Below are 18,690 nucleotides of genomic sequence, written 5' to 3'. Positions count from 1 at the left end.
CGTTTGCTTTTCAAACTTATTATATCGTAAAATGAATGCGTTTGCAAGTCTTTTTTTCTCGAATTTGATTAAAATTTCGAGAAAAGATGTAAAAGCCTTATTTTATCTACTTAAAAAATAGATAAAATGCAGATTGTTTCCGAAAAAGTCTTGATTTGTTAGCGTTATCATTATATAATGTTAGCGAGCAAACGTTTGCAACTAAAAATGCAACAATGACAACATTATCTAAAAGGAGCTAGTGATATGAAAGAACGACAAAGTGGAGTATTACTTCACATCTCCTCACTGCCAGGAAAATATGGAATCGGAAGCTTTGGACAGTCAGCCTATGACTTTGTAGATTTTTTAGTGAGAACCAAGCAGCGCTATTGGCAGATCCTACCACTGGGAACGACGAGTTATGGCGATTCCCCTTATCAGTCTTTCTCTGCTTTTGCGGGCAATACACATTTCATTGATTTCGATCTATTGATAGAAGAAGGTTGGCTCGAAGCCCATGAAGTCGAAGGGATTGATTTTGGGGACAAGGCGACAGAAGTGGACTATGCCAAAATTTTCTATGGTCGTCGTCCAGTCTTAGAAAAGGTTGTCGCTCGCCTGAAAGAGCAAGGCCTACCGACAGACTATCAGAGCTTCTTAGAAGAGCAAGCCTCTTGGTTGGATAATTTTGCAGAATATATGGCAATCAAGGAGCACTTTGAGCTCAAAGCATGGACAGAGTGGGAAGATGAGGCTATTCGCAGGCGGGAAGAAGCAGCCCTTGCCTCTTATCGCGTACAATTAGCAGACCAAATCGACTATCACCGCATCACTCAGTACCTCTTCTTCCGCCAATGGTGCGCCTTGAAAACCTATGCCAATGACCGTGGTATCGAGATTGTCGGAGATATGCCGATCTATATTGCAGCAGACTCCTCGGACATGTGGGCTAATCCGCAATTCTTTAAGACAGACGAAGAAGGGCGTCCGAGTGTCGTAGCAGGTTGTCCACCAGATGCCTTTTCAGAGATCGGTCAGCTGTGGGGCAATCCAATTTATGATTGGGATGCGATGAAGGCAGATGGTTTTTCCTGGTGGATTGCGCGCCTACGTGAGAGCTTTAAATTGTACGATATGGTGCGGATTGATCATTTCATCGGTTTTGCTTCTTTCTGGGAAATTCCAGCAGGTGAAACAACGGCTGTCAATGGCTATCGTGTTGAAGCACCGGGCTTTGAGTTGTTTGCGGCGATCAAGGAGGCTCTGGGTGATTTGAATATCATTGCAGAAGATTTGGGTTCTGTGACCGATAAGGTGATTGAACTGCGCGAAACAACAGGCTTCCCAGGCATGAAGGTCTTGCAATTTGCTTTCGATCCACATGGAGACAGCATTGAAATTCCGCATAACCACCGCCGAAATGTCGTTGCTTATACTGGTACACATGATAATAGTACCATTCGTGGTTGGTATGAACACGAAGTGTCTGATGAATCTAAGGCCTACTTGGATGCTTACAGCAACCGTCGTCCTGATGAGTCGATCAACCATACCATGCTCCGTATGCTATTTGGTTCGGTTGCCTTTATGGCCATAGCAACCATGCAGGATCTGCTCGAACTGGATGGATCTGCACGGATGAACTTACCAAATACGCTAGGCGGCAATTGGACTTGGCGCATGACAGCTGATCAGCTGTCGTCAGAAGTAGAGGCTCACCTGCTTGATTTGACCACCACCTACCGCCGCCAGAATGTGAAGTGTTAGAAACGAATAGGACTACGGAGCAACACTCTCAACATAGAAGGTTTGAGGCTTAGGAAAGACAAATAGTATACGGACTTACCCTGCGGCTAGAAAAAGTATTGTAAAATCTTTAAAAAATCAATTGACAAGACAAAAATAAAGGAGTATAATCGGTTGTAACAAAACAATCATACAAAAGGGGATAATATTATGAAAAAACCGATTCATTTATATATTTTGGCAACTCTTGCTGGGATTTCAAGTCTTTTAAGACTTTGGGGAGCTTTCTTTTCAAAATTTGATGAAGAAGCAATGAGAGCCTCGTTTGCTAGTTTTCAAACTAATGGATTTGAAGATCAGATAATAAATGTGAGCAGAGCAAGTATTGAATTTAGTACAAATGGAATCAATAAAGCATTAGCTGTTATACTCTTAGCTCTGATTATCGTAACGATCGTTTTTCTATTCCAAAAGAAAAACGAGACAGCATCTTATAGTTATATCGGCTATCTGTTTGGAACTTTAATTGCTTCTACCTATGCTTACCTTGGTACCAAGGGGGTTGCTGGTCTGTATACAGAAGAATTGCTCCGTAAATCTACTGAAGCAGGAGCCTTGGGAATGTATGTCTTGAGTATCGTCCTCTTTGCTATCTTCTTTGGTTTGACGGTCTTCTTCCTTGTTCGCAAACCAAAAGAAAAACCATCCATGGCACAGACAGCAACAGATATTTAATACTTGTCAACAAACAGTCAATAGCTGCCCGCCTTGCGGAGCGCTTGAGCTATCACTTGAGAGCGTCACTGCGGTTTTGGGAGGTCAGCTTCGCTATTTGAACTCTCGCTATTCACAATTCTCAATTGAGAAAATGAATCAGATAAATAAAGTAAATCTCCTTGGAAGTCCAAGGAGATTATTTTACATTTTTTCAGGTGCTTTAACCCCGAGGAGGCGGAGAGCTTCTTTTAGGACGATACCTGTCGCGTAGGCCAATGCCAGACGGCTATCGCGCTCTGGGCTTTCATTGAGAATGCGGGTGTGCGCGTAGTATTTGTTAAAGGCCTGAGCAAGGTTAATCGCATATTTTGCAATCAGGGACGGTTCGTACTTGTCTGCTGCTTTTTCGATAACAGCTGCGAAGCCTTGGAGATGTTTGATAATCTCCCAGCTTTCTGCGTCGGTCAATTGATACTGGTTGTCAATTGTGGGGGTGAAGTTGCCCTTGCGAAGAATGGACTGAATCCGTGCGTAAGCATATTGGACATAAGGTCCAGTTTCGCCTTCAAAGGATACCATAGCTTCCAAATCAAAATCATACCCATTTTCCCGATCTGTTTTGAGGTCATAGAATTTCACAGCGCCGATACCGACAGCTTCTGCAACAGCTTCCTTGTCTTTCAAATCAGGATTTTTAGCTTCGATTTGGGAGAGGGCGCGGGCAACAGCTTCGTCAAGGGTTGGCTCTAAGAGAATGATATTTCCTTTACGGGTAGACAATTTTTTCTTGTCTTTGGTCACCAGACCAAAGGGGATGTGGAGCATATCATCGCTCCAGTCAAATCCCATTTCCTTGAGGACAGCTTTTAGTTGTTTGAAGTGGTTAGCCTGCTCCTGCCCAACGACATAGATGTTCTTGGTGAAGTGGTACTGTTCCTTGCGATAAAGAGCAGTTGCAATATCGCGCGTGATGTAGAGGGTTGCCCCGTCAGATTTCATGATGAGGGCTGGAGGCAGATTGTAGTCCTCGAGATTGACAATCATAGCACCTTTTGATTCCTGCAAGAGGTGTTTCGCCTTGAGAATCTCAATTCCCTTGTCCATTTTATCGTTGTAGAAAGCTTCTCCTTGGATATAGTCGAAGGTAATGTTTAGCTTATCATAGATGCGGTTAAACTCAACCAAGCTCTCATCTCGGAACCATTGCCAGAGTTCAAGAGCTTCTGCGTCACCGTCTTCCAATTTTTTAAACCATTTGCGTCCTTCTTCGTCTAATTCAGGCTTTTCATCTGCTTCAGCATTGATACGGACATAGAGCTTGAGTAGTTCTGAGATTGGATTAGTTTCAACAGCAGCCTTATCTCCCCATAACTTGTAAGCAACGATTAAGAGACCGAACTGTTTACCCCAGTCACCCAAATGGTTGATCCGAAGCGCCTTATAGCCCATTTTTTCATAGATGTTGGCAAGGGCATCTCCGATAACGGTAGAACGCAAGTGACCGACGGAGAAAGGCTTTGCGATATTTGGGCTAGACATGTCGATCGTGACCTGTTCTCCCTCGCCACAATCCTGCTGTCCATAGTCTTCTTTTTCTTCAATGATCTGGGTCAAGGTTGCATGTGAAATGGCAGCCTTATTTAGGAAAAAGTTGACGTAAGGACCAGTCGCAACAATCTTTTCAAATCCGTCGCTATCAAGTTTTTCAACGATGTTAGCTGCAATGGCTTGGGGCGCTTTGCGCTCCACTTTTGCTAATGAAAAAGCTGGGAAAGCAATGTCTCCCATTTCAGATGATTTTGGTTTTTCTAATAGTGTATAAATGGTTTCTAGATCGAGACTAGGAATGGCAGTTGCTAGTTTTTCAGCAACAAGCATTTTTTGATTCATAACAAACCTCCAGAGTTATTCATTCTATTTTAACATATTTCTGCTTTTACGCATGAGAAAATAGCTAAAATTTGTTATAATACTCATAATGATATAGTTAGAGGTAAATGAGTGAATAAAGCAGAACGACAACAGTTAATTCAGACCATGATTCGTCAGGAAAAGATTCGGACTCAGGCAGAAATCAAGCAGGGGCTTGAACGGCACGGGATTTCTGTGACCCAGACCACCTTGTCGCGGGATCTACGGGAATTAGGGCTGGTGAAGATGCATGAAAACGGCAGTTCTTATTATAGCTTGCCAAGGAGCGAAGAAGCAGCTTTTAGTCAGCTATTAGCTCAATATGCCTACAAGGTAGAGCGGGCGAGCTTTATTCTGGTGCTTCATTCGGAGTTGGGAGAGGCAGCCTTAATGGCTAATATCATTGATATCGAAAAGCCTGCGACTATTCTAGGAACCTTGGCAGGTGCGGATACCTTGCTCGTCATCTGTCGTGATGAAGAAGCCGCGAAACAGGTTGAAGCTGAGATAAATTCTTATTTAGATTGAGAGGGTCGAGATGACAAAAGAAAAAATTTCACCCGGCATGCAGCAGTATCTGGATATTAAAGCCGATTATCCAGATGCTTTTTTACTATTCCGTATGGGTGATTTCTATGAGTTATTTTATGATGATGCGGTAGAGGCGGCGCAGATTTTGGAGTTGGCTCTGACCAGCCGCAATCGCAATGCGGAAAACCCGATTCCAATGGCAGGTGTACCTTATCATGCAGCTCAGCAATATATTGATACCTTGGTCGATCTGGGACATAAGGTGGCAGTTGCAGAGCAGGTGGAAGATCCAAAGACAGCCGTTGGTGTTGTTAAGCGGGAAGTGGTACAAATTATCACTCCTGGAACTGTTGTGGATTCATCAAAGATCGGGTCAGAGAGCAATTTCCTAGTCGCTATTGAGCGTCAGGGAGTAACCTACGCCTTATCTTATATGGATGTCGCGACAGGTCAGTTCTTTGTGACCAGCCTAGATGATTTTACGAGTTTGTGCGGAGAGATCCGCAATTTGCGATCGCGTGAATTGGTCATTGGCTACCAATTGTCAGAAGAGGAAGAGCAGATTCTGACCGGTCAGATGAACCTTCTCTTGTCCTATGAGGATGCGGTAGTTGATGATGTGCAGCTGATTGATGCCTCCTTGATTGAAGTAGAAAAAAATGCCGCAGGAAAGCTACTCAGCTATGTCTTTCGGACGCAGTTGCGTGATTTGGTTCACTTGCAAAAGGTTCAACACTATGAGATTAAGGACTACCTTCAAATGGACTATGCCACCAAGTCCAGTCTCGATTTGTTGGAAAATGCTCGGACAGGCAAGAAACACGGCAGTCTGTATTGGCTCCTTGATGAGACCAAGACAGCTATGGGCTTGCGCTTGTTGCGTTCTTGGATTGACCGTCCGTTAATCGATCGGACAAAAATTGAATCGCGTCAGCGCGTTGTACAGGTGTTCCTAGATTACTTCTTCGAGCGTAGCGACCTGATCGAGAGCTTAAAAGGTGTCTATGATATCGAGCGCTTGGCAAGCCGTGTTTCCTTTGGGAAAACTTTGCCCAAAGACTTGCTCCAACTGGCTCATACCCTAGAGAATGTTCCTGCGATTAAGGCTATTTTAGAGCAGATAAATGAGCCTGCCCTTGCACCATTGATTGCAGGACTAGATGCTATTCCAGAACTCCATGCCTTGATTAGTGAGGCAATTGCTCCAGATGCTCAAGGGTCAATTACAGACGGAGATATTATCCAGACAGGATTTGATGCGACCTTGGATCAATACCGCTTGGTTATGCGGGAAGGGACGGGCTGGATTGCCGAAATTGAGGCCAAGGAGCGGGAAAAATCTGGGATTAACAATCTGAAAATTGATTACAACAAAAAGGATGGTTACTATTTCCATGTGACCAATTCAAACCTTGACAATGTCCCAGATCATTTTTTCCGTAAGGCGACCTTGAAAAATTCAGAGCGCTATGGTACGGAGGAATTAGCTAAGATTGAGGGGCAGATGCTTGAGGCGCGTGACAAATCAGCCCATCTGGAATATGAAATTTTCATGCGTATCCGTCAAGAGGTGGAAAAATACATTAGCCGCTTGCAGCGGTTGGCACGGATTATTGCGACGATTGATGTGCTTCAATCCTTTGCTGTTGTGGCAGAAAACCAGCGCTATGTGTGCCCACATTTTACCGATAGTCGTCAATTGACCATTGAGCAGGGCCGCCATGCAGTCGTTGAAAAAGTCATGGGCAAACAAACCTATATTCCAAACTCGATTCTCCTTGATGAAGTGACCAATATGCAGCTGATTACAGGTCCAAATATGAGTGGTAAGTCTACCTATATGCGTCAGTTAGGCATGATTGTGATCATGGCGCAAATGGGGTCTTATGTACCGGCAGAACATGCGACCTTGCCGATGTTTGATGCGATTTTCACTCGGATTGGGGCAGCAGATGACTTGGTGAGCGGGCAGTCCACCTTTATGGTGGAGATGATGGAAGCCAATAAGGCGGTCCGTTTGGCTAGTAAACACTCCCTTATTCTCTTTGATGAGTTGGGACGTGGAACAGCGACCTATGATGGGATGGCACTGGCCCAGTCAATTATCGAATATATTCATGATCGTATTGGCGCAAAAACGCTCTTTGCGACCCACTATCATGAATTGACGGACTTGAGTGAAACCTTGGCTCATTTGGAGAATGTTCATGTTTCGACCTTGGAAAATGATGGTCAGGTAACCTTCCTCCATAAGATCGCACCAGGCCCAGCGGACAAGTCCTACGGGATTCATGTGGCGAGAATTGCTGGTATGCCTGATGAATTACTGAAGCGGGCAGATACCATTTTGAAGTCCTTGGAAAATCAGGTTCAACTACCGCAAGAAATGGCACAAGTCACCCCGTCAGAGGCAGAAAGGCTTGGGCAATTGGAGCTCTTTACAGAGCAACACCCAGCGCTAGAGCAGCTAGCAACACTTGATGTTTACAGCATGACCCCGCTCGAAGCCATGAACGCCCTAGCGGAGTTGAAAAAGTTACTGTAATGACGAAGAGTATTTTGATTTCGATTAAAGAAAGGCACAACTGTCATCAGCGAAAGCTGAAGCAGCGGTGCCTTTTTGAGCGTCTAGTTTGAATGTAATGGGGGGTGCTGACAGAGTGATTTTTGACGAGTATTAGTCAATAAAAACAACCACATAGACATCTTCTACTGCCAGATAGGCAATGGCTGTTGAATTTTGCTAGCAAGTGGTGTTTAATAGAGGCAAGAAAGGAGTTTTTATGGACGTAAGAGTAGCTATCAATCCAGCTTTTGCGGAGGATCAGATACAGATTGAAGCGCGTAGTATGACCCAGGAGATTTCAGACTTGGTTGCTTATGCAAAACAGTTGGATAGACACCCGACAAATCTCACGGTGCGAAGAGGAGAAGAGGTCTATCTTCTTGAGTGGAGGACTATTACCAGACTTTATCTGGAAAACCGCGTATTGCAGGTCAAGGCAAACAATACCTGCTACCAATCCTCTCTACGACTGTATCAGGTCAAGGAGATGTTGCCGGAGTATTTCTTGCAGATCTCCCAGTCAGAAATCATCAATCTAAAGCAGCTAGATCACCTGCAATTGACCCCGAATGGCTTGGTGAAACTTGTCTTAGACAATAACGATGTGACCTATTCCTCACGTCGCTATCTTAAAACTATCAAGGAGGCTTTACACCTATGAAACGTTATCTTTATTCTGCTAGTTTGGGCATCACCATTGGCTTGAGTATTTCGCTTGTCATGTCTGCTAGTTTTGGACGTGGTACCTATCTTCCACTCAATCCCTCGTCTACTATGGGGCATTATTATCTAAGCCATTTCAATCTGGTGGAGATTATGGGAATTTCTGTTCTCATCTGGGCTGCGATTGGCCTATTATTTCAAGTAGCAGAGCAGATATTCGATCAGGATTGGAGTTTGGCTAAGATGACTTTTGTCCACTTTCTTATCACTGCTATCGGCTTTACCTCTCTAGCCATACTGGCAGGCTGGTTTCCACTCAATCTTTTTTGGCTTATTTTCTTTGAAGTTCTTTTTGTCATCATCTATCTTCTTATCTTCTTGATCAATTACCAATCCATGAAAAAGCGGATTACAACGATTAACCAAGAATTAGGAAGAGAATAGTTTTCATATATAGGGACTTGTTTTCCACACGCCAAATGCATGTAGCTAGAAATAGTTACATGCATTTTTTTCATGCGTACCTCGTGTCGTTCTCCACCGGCTTCCCTTGTATCCTCTCAAATCATCACCCTTTATGGTATAATAGGGTCATTAGAAAGACAGGAATAAGATTATGGCAACTATTATTGAATTACCAGAAGTTCTAGCCAATCAGATTGCAGCAGGAGAAGTGATTGAGCGCCCTGCTAGTGTGGTTAAGGAATTGGTGGAAAATGCAATTGATGCAGGCTCTAGTCAAATTAGTATCAGTATCGAAGAGGCAGGACTTAAAAAAATTGAAATTAGCGACAATGGAGAAGGAATTGCTCTTGATCAGGTAGCCCTAGCCCTTCGCCGTCATGCAACCAGTAAGATTAAAAGTCAATCTGACTTGTTCCGTATTCGTACCTTGGGGTTTCGTGGAGAGGCTCTACCGTCTATCGCCTCTGTCAGTCGGATCCAGATCGAGACTGCGACAGAAGCGGCCGTTCATGGTCTTGTCCTTGAAGCAGCGGCGGGGCAAGTGACGAGAGAAGAAGTGGTCAGTCGACCTGTCGGTACACGAATTGCTGTGGAAGACTTGTTTTACAATACGCCTGCTCGGCTCAAGTATGTGAAAAGTCAACAGGCGGAATTGTCCCATATTGTGGACGTGGTCAATCGGTTGAGCTTGGCTCATCCTGAAATTGCTTTTAGCTTGATAAATGAAGGGCGAGAGTTGATTCAAACAGCGGGTACGGGAAATCTTCGTCAGGCTATTTCAGGTGTTTATGGTATTGCTTCAGCCAAGAAAATGGTTGAGATTGCAGCAGAGGATTTAGATTTTCAAGTATCGGGATATGTGTCCTTGCCAGAATTGACGCGGGCTAACCGTAATTACATTAGTATCTTTATCAATGGGCGTTATATCAAGAATTTCTTGCTCAATCGTGCTATTTTAGATGGCTACGGAAGCAAACTTATGGTCGGTCGTTTTCCACTGGCAGTGATTGCTATTCAGATTGATCCTTACTTGGCGGATGTCAATGTCCATCCGACCAAGCAGGAAGTGCGGATTTCCAAAGAAAAGGAATTGATGAGCCTCATTCGTGAGGCGATTGCAGCTGCGCTCAAGGAGCAAGACTTGATTCCAGATGCCTTGGAGAATCTCGCTAAGTCAAGTACCCGAACCAAGGTGAAGAGCGAGCAAGTAACCCTTCCCTTAAAAGAAAGCAATCTATATTATGATACCGTTCGACAGGATTTCTTTGTCAAACCTCCAGTTGTTTCTGAGGAAATCAAAGAATTTGCTTCTGTCAAAGAGCTTGACAGGGATGTTGACAAACCTATTGACGATCATATTGACAATAAGCTTGACAAACCTGTCAATATCAAATTTGCTCAGAGAGAAGAAATATCAGTAGATGATCTAGAGCATCCAAGTCTGGGAAGAAAAGAATTAGCAACATTAGCCGATCGATTAGAAAATGAAGAAAGCTCAATGTTTCCCGAGTTGGAATACTTTGGTCAAATGCACGGTACCTATCTCTTTGCACAAGGTAAGTCAGGTCTTTATATCATTGATCAACATGCAGCTCAAGAGCGAGTCAAGTATGAAGAATACCGTGATAGCATTGGAAATGTAGATAGTTCTTCCCAACAGCTTCTAGTTCCGTACATTTTTGATTTCCCTGCAAATGATGCCCTGTCGCTCAAGCAAAAATTAGACGCCTTGTGTCAAGTTGGTGTCAACTTAGAAGAGTATGGTGTCAATCAATTCATTCTGCGAGAGCATCCAATTTGGATGAAGGAGGATGAGATTGAATCAGCTGTCTATGAGATGTGCGACATGCTCTTGTTGACAGATGAGGTATCGATCAAGCGCTATCGAGCAGAATTAGCGATTATGATGTCGTGTAAGCGATCGATCAAGGCTAATCATTCCTTGGATGATTATTCCGCTCGCCATTTGTTGCGTCAATTAGCGACCTGTAAAAATCCCTATAATTGTCCACACGGACGACCGGTCCTTGTTCATTTTACAACGTCAGATATGGAGAAAATGTTCCGACGGATTCAAGAAAACCATACCAGTTTGCGGGAGCTAGGTAAGTATTAGGAGAAAGAGAATATGTACGATTATATTAAGGGGCTACTAACCAAGATAAATGCTAAGTATATTGTTGTTGAAGTAGGGGGAATTGGCTTTATCTTACAGGTTGCCAATCCCTACGCCTATTCAGGAGCTATGAATCAGCAGGTAACAGTTTACACCCATCAAGTTATCCGAGAAGATGCGCATCTCCTGTACGGTTTTCGGACAGAGGCGGAAAAATCGGTCTTTTTGAGTCTGATTTCGGTTTCGGGGATCGGTCCGACAACGGCTCTCGCTATCATTGCAGTTGATGATAATGACGGATTGGTGCGAGCAATCGAACAAAAAAATATTACTTATCTGACCAAGTTTCCAAAGATCGGTAAAAAAACTGCCCAGCAGATGGTGCTAGATTTGGAAGGCAAGTTTGTTCTCTCCGAACAGGCAGAGCTTCCAAGTGTTGCGCTTGAAGAAGCGGATAGTACTGCTCTTGACGAGGCGATGGAGGCAATGGAAGCCTTAGGGTATCGACCGGCTGAATTGAAGAAGCTGAAGAAGTTCTTTGAAGGAACAACAGATACAGCTGAAAATTACATTAAGTCAGCTCTCAAGATGTTAATGAAATAGGTGAAATGAATGAAACGTTGTGGCTGGGTCAAAGAAAACAATCCCTTGTATATCGCCTATCATGATCAGGAATGGGGACGAATTGTTGAAGAAGACCAGAGGCTTTTTGAACTCCTTTGTCTGGAAAGTTATCAAGCCGGTCTATCCTGGGAGACTGTTCTCAATAAGCGGGAAGCCTTTCGCCAAGCTTTTTATGATTATGATGTGATAAAAGTCGCAGAGATGTCGGATAGGGAGCTGGAAAAATTATTAGAAAATCCTGCCATTATTCGCCACAGGGCCAAGATATTTGCCACGCGACATAATGCCCAAGCCTTTCTCAAACTTCAGAAAGAATACGGCACTTTTGCGGCATATCTCTGGTCATGGGTGGACTTTACACCGATTGACAACCTTGTCAAGGATTATCGGGAAGTTCCTAGTAAGACGAGTTTATCAGAACGATTATCTAAAGACTTGAAAAAACGAGGTTTCACCTTCGTTGGACCAGTCTGTGTGTACTCCTACATGCAGGCGACAGGTCTTGTCAACGATCACGAAGTGGCATGCTTCGCCCATTAAATAGTTCTGAAAAGCATTTTAAGATGGACTGTTGAAGGATTTTGGCTCGACAGTTTTTTCTGACGGCTATAAACTGAGGAAGAACTGTGACCGTAGGTCAAGTAAGTAAAACCAAGCGACTAGAAGCGGGCATTCTTACGATCATCATGAATTTTTTGTTGGTAGAAAGAACTATTTTTGAGGCGCATGTTTATCAGTTGTTTAAAAAATATTTTCAATACTGTTCCGTTATTTCTTTTTTTGTTGTGATTTTGAGAGGGAGAGCATCAGAAAATGAAAAGTTTAAATAGTGGAACGTAACACATTATGAGAGGAGAAATAATGAACAAAGTTACAACGAAAAATGTTTATACTTGGTTAAGCCTGTAGCTGCTCTTTATCGGTCAAATCGTGCCACTAGGTAGCTCGAAGGTCTTTGCTGCTGATTCGGTAGACTACAGTAACCCTATCTATGTCAGGATACAGCAACAAGTGAAGAACGAGTTGTTTACTGTTTTAATTACATTCTGAATGGCCGAATAACGAAGGAATAAAATATAAAAAGAATTAGGAAATGCCGATACTTTTGCTGACTTAGCGGCTTCAGAAGCATTGACAGGTGCTGATTTAGAAGTAGCCATTTTAAAAGTTATTTACAATGGTTTTGGAAATGATGCAGCTCGTTTACAAGCAAAATACGGTCTAAGTGATGATGTCTTCCGTCGGGTGACCAATATGCTGTCTGGTATTTTACAGGTCATAAGGATTTTCCATCTGCGGATGTATCACCAATCACTGGCTTTACAGCTGAAGAAAAGGCTGTATTTATGGCTTTGATTGGTCAAGGGGCTCCTTGGAAACTCCACCAGCAAATTCAACTTTGGATATCTATCGTACAGACGGCTCTAAGCCAAATATCGACAGTGCCAAGGCAACTTATCAAAACCTTCTTGGTGGAAATTTTATAAGCAAAGATACTGGAACAGATGTACCAGTTGTTAAGAAAAAGATTTCTATTTTTGCAAAAAAAGTCTGGGACAAAGCAGACGACATTGCTATCAAACCAGAAATTAGCTTCCAGTTGAAAAATAAACAAACAGGCGAAGCTATTGGTGAAGCTAAAGTTATACAAACTCAAGCTGGCCAGAGTGAAGCAACTGTTCAATAGGATGACTTGTCAGGAGAATTTTCTGACTATACCGTTTAAGAACTAACACAACTAGATGGATATACTATATCACCTACTCAGGGAAGTGGTACAGAAGCCAGTCCATTTACCATTACCAATACGAAACGTTCTACAGTGCCAGAGTATGTTCAGACTGTGCAAGTGAATAAAGAATGGGCAGGAGAGAATCTCTTAGCAGAAAAATCGGATGTTTATTTTGCTCTTTATAAACGGACAAATGGTGTTGAATCACTGGTAACAGCTACGGATGTTCCGACTATGAAAGTGAACCCACAGAAATGGCAAGGTAGTCCAGTTGTGTGGAGAAATATCTATGCTCCTGGTCGAGACCAAGTAACAGGAGCTATCATTGAGTGCTTCATTAAATAAGTTAATGCAGACGGTAGTGACTGGTCTGCACCAAATTATAGTCCCCAATTTATATTTTTATTACTTCGTTAACTCGTCTTGCTGTACCCCGGTACTAAAAATAAACTAAACGGCTATATATTTCTCGGTTTGATAAAAATCAAAGACAAACGCATTGAAGATAGGTAAAAATCTTGGAAAAAGAGAGATAGCTGTTGAAGTTTGGGGATAAAGCGAGGGAAATTCATGTCAACTATTTTTGTTTCTTGGTTTGAATGTGATTTTTGTAGCGTATTACGAATAATAAGGTAAGGAGGTTTATATGAAAGCAGAATTGATTGCAGTTGGGACCGAGATTTTGACAGGGCAAATTGTTAATACCAACGCTCAATTTTTATCGGAAAAATTTGCTGAAATAGGTATTGATGTCTTTTTTCATACGGCAGTAGGTGATAATACAAGGCGCCTCTTGTCTGTTTTGGATATTGCTTGTAAGCGCAGTGATTTGGTCGTTCTCTGTGGTGGCTTAGGGCCAACAGAAGATGATCTAACCAAACAGACCCTTGCTATGTTTTTAGGGAAAGAATTGGTCTTTGATCAAGCAGCACTGGATAAATTAGACCGCTTTTTCGCAAGTAGAAAAGGTCGGGTGCGTACTCCGAATAATGAGCGACAAGCCCAGTTAGTAGCAGGAAGCACGGCGCTCCACAATCCGGCAGGTCTAGCAGTGGGTGGACTGATTGAGCAGGGCGGTGTGACCTATGTTGTACTCCCGGGTCCACCGAGTGAGTTGAAAGCGATGTTTACAGAAAGTTTACAGCCTTTATTGCTGCATTCAAACCAGAAATTATACTCTCGCGTCCTACGTTTCTTTGGAGTTGGTGAAAGCCAGTTGGTGACAATTTTAGCTGATTTAATTGAAAATCAGACTGATCCAACCTTAGCGCCCTATGCCAAGATAGGAGAAGTCACCTTGCGGTTATCTACAAAGGCTGAAGATGAGGAGAGTGCTAATAAGAAGTTGGATCGATTGGAAAGAGAGATTCTGGCTCGAGAACATCTTGCTAGGTGTTTATACGGATACGGTGAGGACAATAGCTTGTCTAAGGTGGTGGCTCGTAAGTTAGAGGCAATAGGGACTAGCTTTGCAATTGTGGAAAATATGACGGCAGGATTGTTACAAGCAGACTTGACACTTGGTTTACAAGAATGTCAACTATTTAAAGGTGGTCAAGTGGTCAGTGATATGGAGATAAGCGCTGAAAAGGCAGAAGAACTAGCGCATTTCATCTGTAAAGATGTAGGAGCGGATTTAGGTCTCGCCTTGTTAGGGAGAGTAAAGTCGGAATCACAGGTTGATAATACCATGGCAAGCTATCTGATCGCCTTTTGCTTAAATGGTCGGGTGAGCATCACAGAAGTTGAGGTCGGGGGCTACACGGCACAACACATGCGCCAGATAGCCTGTTTGCATGCCCTGGATGGTATGCGTAATATTTTGTTAAACCATGAAAATTTGCTATAATGAGCTAAGAAACTAGAAGTAGAGGAGAAAAGAAGTTGGCGAAAAAACCAAGTAAAAAATTAGAAGACATCACCAAAAAATTTGGTGATGAACGTAAGAAAGCTCTAGATGATGCCCTAAAAACGATTGAAAAGGATTTTGGTAAAGGGGCTATCATGCGCCTCGGAGAGCGTGCTGATCAAAAAGTACAGGTTATGAGTTCAGGTAGTTTGTCAATTGATATTGCCTTGGGAGCTGGTGGTTATCCGAAAGGACGGATTATTGAAATTTACGGTCCTGAAAGTTCAGGTAAGACGACAGTGGCTCTTCATGCGGTTGCTCAAGCGCAAAAAGAAGGAGGCATTGCAGCCTTTATTGATGCGGAGCATGCCCTTGATCCTGCCTATGCTCAAGCGTTAGGTGTTAATATTGATGAATTGCTCCTGTCCCAACCGGACTCTGGAGAGCAGGGGCTTGAAATTGCTGGTAAATTGATTGATTCAGGTGCCGTTGATCTTGTGGTTGTCGATTCGGTCGCAGCCCTTGTGCCTCGTGCGGAGATTGATGGAGAAATCGGTGATAGCCATGTCGGCTTGCAGGCTCGTATGATGAGCCAAGCCATGCGTAAGCTGTCTGCTTCCATCAATAAGACTAAGACAATTGCCATTTTTATTAACCAATTGCGCGAAAAAGTCGGAGTGATGTTTGGAAATCCTGAGACAACCCCTGGTGGACGTGCGCTTAAATTCTACGCGTCTGTTCGTATGGACGTTCGTGGGAACACTCAAATCAAGGGGAGCGGTGATCAAAAGGATACCAACGTTGGTAAGGAAACTAAGGTTAAAATTGTAAAAAATAAGGTCGCTCCTCCTTTCAAGGAAGCCGTTGTGGAAATTATGTATGGTCATGGTATCTCGCAAACAGGTGAATTGGTTGAGATTGGTAGCAATCTGGGAATCATCAAAAAAGCTGGGGCTTGGTATTCTTACAATGACGAGAAGATTGGTCAAGGATCAGAAAACGCCAAGAAATACTTGGAAGACCATCCAGAAGTATTTGCTGAAATTGACCGTAAAATCCGTGTGCACTATGGCTTGATTGAAGATACAGAGCCAGCTGAAACGGTTGAAAAAACAGAGGTTTCGGCAGATATTCAAGATGTTGTTCTTGATTTGGATGGCGGGATTGAATTAGAAGATTAAAGACGATTGGAATAGAGAGGTTGAGATAAAGATACCTCAATCGTTAGAGAATGTGTCTAATTTTGGGGGCGAAGTTCCATTTCGCCCTCTTTTTGTCTAAAAAGATGCCATATTACGAATGTTTTTACAGTATTTTACAAAATAATGAGACAAAAAGTGAAAAATAGGTCTTTAGGCTGAAGCTTTTCTATGGTATAATGTAGTATAATTTGTTTAAGAAAATGTAGCAAAGGAGAGACTACATGATTAAAATTTATACAGTTTCAAGCTGTACGAGCTGTAAAAAAGCGAAAAATTGGCTCAATGCTCATCAGTTATCATATAATGAGCATAATCTGGGAAAAGAATCGATCAGCAAGGAAGAGATTCTAAATATCCTAACCAAGACAGAAAATGGGATTGCAAGTATTGTATCTTCTAAAAATCGATATGCTAAAAATCTTGACTGCGATATTGAGGATTTAAGTGTCAACGAAGTCATTGAGTTGATTACGGAAAATCCACGTATCTTGAAAAGTCCGATCTTGATTGATGAGAAGCGCCTTCAAGTGGGTTACAAAGAAGACGACATCCGTGCTTTTCTACCTCGTTCTGTACGCAATGTGGAGAATGCACAAGCTCGTTTACGTGCAGCCCTGTGAAGTACAGATACACATAAGAAAAAAGTTTGATTTTTTGAGTCAAACTTTTTTTGCGGTAGGATTCGTAAGAATAAAATTGAGTGAGTAAAAGTTTGTGAAATAGGTTGTAATATAAGGTCGAATCATTGATAATACAGAGTAAATATGGTATAATAAGCTAATAGAATAAAGAAAGAAGGTGTAAGTATGGGATTCACAGAAGAAACTGTTCGTTTTCGTTTGGATGATGTCAATAAGCAAGAAATCAGCGAAACCTTGACAAATGTGTATCGTTCTCTTGATGAGAAGGGCTACAATCCAATCAATCAAATTGTAGGATATGTATTGAGTGGAGATCCAGCTTATATCCCTCGTTACAATGATGCGCGTAACCGAATTCGTAAGTATGAACGGGATGAAATCGTAGAAGAATTGGTACGTTTTTACTTGAAGGGAAATGGGATTGACCTCTGATGAGAATAATGGGATTGGATGTAGGTTCCAAGACGGTCGGAGTAGCGATTTCAGATCCTCTTGGCTTCACAGCGCAGGGATTAGAAATTATTCCGATTGATGAGGAGAAAGGCGAGTTTGGATTTGACCGTCTAACAGAATTGGTTCAGCAATACAAGGTTGACACATTCGTCGTAGGCCTGCCCAAAAACATGAACAATACCAGTGGGCCACGTGTTGAAGCAAGTCAAGCCTATGGTGATCGGTTGGCAGAGCTGTATGGTTTGCCAGTCAAGTATCAAGACGAACGCTTAACAACAGTAGCTGCGGAGCGCATGTTAATTGAGCAAGCAGATGTCAGTCGCGGGAAACGGAAGAAAGTGATTGATAAGCTGGCTGCACAGCTCATTTTGCAAAATTATTTAGATCGAACATTTTAAGGAGTAACATATGGCACATAATCACGAACATGATCACGATCATAACCATGATGAACGTGAGTTTATCACCCTAGTAGATGATAATGGGAATGAAACCTTATTTGAAATTCTCTTGACCATTGATGGTCAAGAAGAGTTTGGCAAGAATTACGTTCTTCTCATTCCTACGAGCGCAGAAGAAGATGAAAACGGCGAAGTTGAGATTCAAGCCTATTCATACATTGAGAATGAAAATGGCACGGAAGGGGATCTCCAACCAATCCCTGAAGATGCAACAGCTGAATGGGATATGATCGAAGAAGTCTTCAACAGCTTTATGGAGGAGTAAAATAGCCCAGTGGGCTATTTTAGCCCTGCCCCTTGAAGTTTAGAGAGGGCAGGTAGTTAGGTAGTGTCCGTTTTTAGCCTTGCTTTTGGAAGTTTGAAAGAGTAAGTAGCCCAGTGGGCTATTTTAGCCCTGTCCTTGAAGTTTAGAGAGGCAGGTAGTTGGTAATGGTTGTTTTTAGCCTTGCTTTTGGAAGTTTGAAAGAGTAAGCAGTCCGGGCTATTTTAATCCTATCCCTAGAAGTTCAGGAAGGGCAGGAATTTTTGGTCTCCAATATAGAAGATAAGAGAGTGGTGTAGCCGCTCTCTTTTTGTTTAAAAATACGATAGAAGCTAATAGTCACTAGAAATATAGTCGCTCAGTTTACTTTTATTACTTCCGTTAACTCTCCTTGCTGAGTAAAAAGCTCCAGTGGAGGTTTTTAGCTAGTTTTCTTAAAACAAGAAAGAACAGAGTTCTACCTGCTCCAACAATCTGAGGAGAGATTGTTGGAGGTAGGAGATAGAACGAGTGCAACTCGTGTCGCACAGTCTAGGCATAGACTGCTGAAGGTTGGAAATAAAATGAGTGCAACTCGTGTCAAGTGTGCTCCTCTTTGGGACATGACTGTTTCAGTTTTAGCCAGTTCCAGATTTTAATTTTGGGAACTATATATCAGTTTACACCAAACACAATATGTAGTATTTCGACAGCATCAAAAAAAAAGACGACTTCCAAGAGGAAATCGTCTTTCTTGTTATTTCAATAGTTCATACTCAAATAATTTACT

The 18,690-nt window shown here is 42.5% G+C and carries 20 protein-coding genes; 19 read left to right on the top strand and 1 reads right to left on the bottom strand.

Annotated features, from left to right (window positions below):
• Positions 1-246: 246 nt before the first annotated feature.
• Both malQ and BU200_RS07150 read left to right on the top strand, forming a co-directional pair.
• Entirely contained in the window at positions 247-1,749 is a 1,503-nt protein-coding gene (gene malQ / locus BU200_RS07155) for a 4-alpha-glucanotransferase (protein ID WP_075099528.1), read from the top strand.
• Positions 1,750-1,938: 189 nt separating this feature from the next.
• Positions 1,939-2,463 carry an ABC transporter permease gene (locus tag BU200_RS07150; RefSeq protein WP_075099527.1) on the top strand — a complete coding sequence of 175 codons (525 nt, stop codon included), beginning with the start codon at positions 1,939-1,941 and terminating at the stop codon, positions 2,461-2,463.
• A gap of 183 nt (positions 2,464-2,646) precedes the next feature.
• Here the strand turns inward: BU200_RS07150 and argS are convergent, their stop codons facing one another.
• Positions 2,647-4,335: an arginine--tRNA ligase gene (argS, locus tag BU200_RS07145; RefSeq protein WP_075099526.1), complete on the bottom strand. Its 1,689-nt coding sequence runs from the start codon at positions 4,333-4,335 to the stop codon at positions 2,647-2,649.
• 111 nt (positions 4,336-4,446) lie between these two features.
• Here argS and argR point away from each other — a divergent pair, with 111 nt between their 5' ends.
• From argR to BU200_RS07070, 17 genes are all read left to right on the top strand, one after another.
• Positions 4,447-4,884 carry an arginine repressor gene (argR, locus tag BU200_RS07140; protein ID WP_075099525.1) on the top strand — a complete coding sequence of 146 codons (438 nt, stop codon included), beginning with the start codon at positions 4,447-4,449 and terminating at the stop codon, positions 4,882-4,884.
• Positions 4,885-4,894: 10 nt separating this feature from the next.
• Complete coding sequence (gene mutS, locus BU200_RS07135; protein WP_075099524.1) at positions 4,895-7,432, top strand: DNA mismatch repair protein MutS; 2,538 nt, start codon at positions 4,895-4,897, stop codon at positions 7,430-7,432.
• A gap of 238 nt (positions 7,433-7,670) precedes the next feature.
• Positions 7,671-8,114, top strand: a complete 444-nt coding sequence (locus tag BU200_RS07130) for a LytTR family DNA-binding domain-containing protein (protein WP_075099523.1) — start codon at positions 7,671-7,673, stop codon at positions 8,112-8,114.
• A complete protein-coding gene (locus tag BU200_RS07125) occupies positions 8,111-8,560 on the top strand; it encodes a DUF3021 domain-containing protein (protein WP_075099522.1) in 450 nt (149 codons plus the stop codon). Before BU200_RS07130 ends, BU200_RS07125 begins: the two co-directional genes overlap by 4 nt.
• 172 nt (positions 8,561-8,732) lie before the next feature.
• Positions 8,733-10,697, top strand: coding sequence for a DNA mismatch repair endonuclease MutL (mutL, locus tag BU200_RS07120; RefSeq protein ID WP_089503560.1), 1,965 nt, complete (start codon positions 8,733-8,735; stop codon positions 10,695-10,697).
• Between the two features lie 12 nt (positions 10,698-10,709).
• A complete protein-coding gene (gene ruvA, locus BU200_RS10785) occupies positions 10,710-11,300 on the top strand; it encodes a Holliday junction branch migration protein RuvA (protein ID WP_089503559.1) in 591 nt (196 codons plus the stop codon).
• 9 nt (positions 11,301-11,309) lie between these two features.
• The gene (locus tag BU200_RS07115; RefSeq protein WP_075099521.1) at positions 11,310-11,861 is read left to right on the top strand and encodes a DNA-3-methyladenine glycosylase I; all 552 of its coding nucleotides are present in this window, start codon (positions 11,310-11,312) and stop codon (positions 11,859-11,861) included.
• Between the two features lie 86 nt (positions 11,862-11,947).
• Positions 11,948-12,151, top strand: coding sequence for a hypothetical protein (locus tag BU200_RS07110; RefSeq protein WP_075099520.1), 204 nt, complete (start codon positions 11,948-11,950; stop codon positions 12,149-12,151).
• A gap of 301 nt (positions 12,152-12,452) precedes the next feature.
• Complete coding sequence (locus BU200_RS10960) at positions 12,453-12,677, top strand: hypothetical protein (protein WP_135052223.1); 225 nt, start codon at positions 12,453-12,455, stop codon at positions 12,675-12,677.
• A gap of 16 nt (positions 12,678-12,693) precedes the next feature.
• Positions 12,694-13,008 (top strand): hypothetical protein, encoded by a 315-nt coding sequence (locus BU200_RS07105; RefSeq protein ID WP_075099519.1) that lies wholly within the window; start codon positions 12,694-12,696, stop codon positions 13,006-13,008.
• Positions 13,009-13,164: 156 nt separating this feature from the next.
• Complete coding sequence (locus BU200_RS07100; protein ID WP_142237031.1) at positions 13,165-13,398, top strand: hypothetical protein; 234 nt, start codon at positions 13,165-13,167, stop codon at positions 13,396-13,398.
• Between the two features lie 301 nt (positions 13,399-13,699).
• Complete coding sequence (locus BU200_RS07095) at positions 13,700-14,902, top strand: competence/damage-inducible protein A (protein WP_075099517.1); 1,203 nt, start codon at positions 13,700-13,702, stop codon at positions 14,900-14,902.
• A gap of 35 nt (positions 14,903-14,937) precedes the next feature.
• Positions 14,938-16,083: a recombinase RecA gene (recA, locus tag BU200_RS07090; RefSeq protein ID WP_075099516.1), complete on the top strand. Its 1,146-nt coding sequence runs from the start codon at positions 14,938-14,940 to the stop codon at positions 16,081-16,083.
• A 242-nt stretch (positions 16,084-16,325) separates the two neighbouring features.
• Complete coding sequence (spx, locus tag BU200_RS07085; RefSeq protein WP_075099515.1) at positions 16,326-16,724, top strand: transcriptional regulator Spx; 399 nt, start codon at positions 16,326-16,328, stop codon at positions 16,722-16,724.
• Positions 16,725-16,910: 186 nt separating this feature from the next.
• Positions 16,911-17,177: an IreB family regulatory phosphoprotein gene (locus tag BU200_RS07080; RefSeq protein WP_075099514.1), complete on the top strand. Its 267-nt coding sequence runs from the start codon at positions 16,911-16,913 to the stop codon at positions 17,175-17,177.
• Positions 17,177-17,596, top strand: a complete 420-nt coding sequence (gene ruvX / locus BU200_RS07075; protein ID WP_075099513.1) for a Holliday junction resolvase RuvX — start codon at positions 17,177-17,179, stop codon at positions 17,594-17,596. The genes BU200_RS07080 and ruvX overlap by 1 nt, the downstream gene beginning before the upstream one ends.
• Before the next feature lie 10 nt (positions 17,597-17,606).
• Positions 17,607-17,924, top strand: coding sequence for a DUF1292 domain-containing protein (locus BU200_RS07070; protein ID WP_075099512.1), 318 nt, complete (start codon positions 17,607-17,609; stop codon positions 17,922-17,924).
• The last annotated feature ends 766 nt before the right edge of the window (positions 17,925-18,690 follow it).

It is taken from the genome of Streptococcus acidominimus, from assembly GCF_001921825.1.
Classification (GTDB): domain Bacteria; phylum Bacillota; class Bacilli; order Lactobacillales; family Streptococcaceae; genus Streptococcus; species Streptococcus acidominimus.
Note: the sequence above shows the minus strand (reverse complement) of the source record. Positions and strands in the feature narration are given on the sequence as shown.

Coding starts and splice junctions, on each gene's coding strand:
- malQ (WP_075099528.1), top strand. CDS start 247: ATGAAAGAACGACAAAGTGGAGTATTACTTCACATCTCCTCACTGCCA.
- BU200_RS07150 (WP_075099527.1), top strand. CDS start 1,939: ATGAAAAAACCGATTCATTTATATATTTTGGCAACTCTTGCTGGGATT.
- argS (WP_075099526.1), bottom strand. CDS start 4,335: ATGAATCAAAAAATGCTTGTTGCTGAAAAACTAGCAACTGCCATTCCT.
- mutS (WP_075099524.1), top strand. CDS start 4,895: ATGACAAAAGAAAAAATTTCACCCGGCATGCAGCAGTATCTGGATATT.
- BU200_RS07130 (WP_075099523.1), top strand. CDS start 7,671: ATGGACGTAAGAGTAGCTATCAATCCAGCTTTTGCGGAGGATCAGATA.
- BU200_RS07125 (WP_075099522.1), top strand. CDS start 8,111: ATGAAACGTTATCTTTATTCTGCTAGTTTGGGCATCACCATTGGCTTG.
- mutL (WP_089503560.1), top strand. CDS start 8,733: ATGGCAACTATTATTGAATTACCAGAAGTTCTAGCCAATCAGATTGCA.
- ruvA (WP_089503559.1), top strand. CDS start 10,710: ATGTACGATTATATTAAGGGGCTACTAACCAAGATAAATGCTAAGTAT.
- BU200_RS07115 (WP_075099521.1), top strand. CDS start 11,310: ATGAAACGTTGTGGCTGGGTCAAAGAAAACAATCCCTTGTATATCGCC.
- BU200_RS07095 (WP_075099517.1), top strand. CDS start 13,700: ATGAAAGCAGAATTGATTGCAGTTGGGACCGAGATTTTGACAGGGCAA.
- spx (WP_075099515.1), top strand. CDS start 16,326: ATGATTAAAATTTATACAGTTTCAAGCTGTACGAGCTGTAAAAAAGCG.
- BU200_RS07080 (WP_075099514.1), top strand. CDS start 16,911: ATGGGATTCACAGAAGAAACTGTTCGTTTTCGTTTGGATGATGTCAAT.
- ruvX (WP_075099513.1), top strand. CDS start 17,177: ATGAGAATAATGGGATTGGATGTAGGTTCCAAGACGGTCGGAGTAGCG.
- BU200_RS07070 (WP_075099512.1), top strand. CDS start 17,607: ATGGCACATAATCACGAACATGATCACGATCATAACCATGATGAACGT.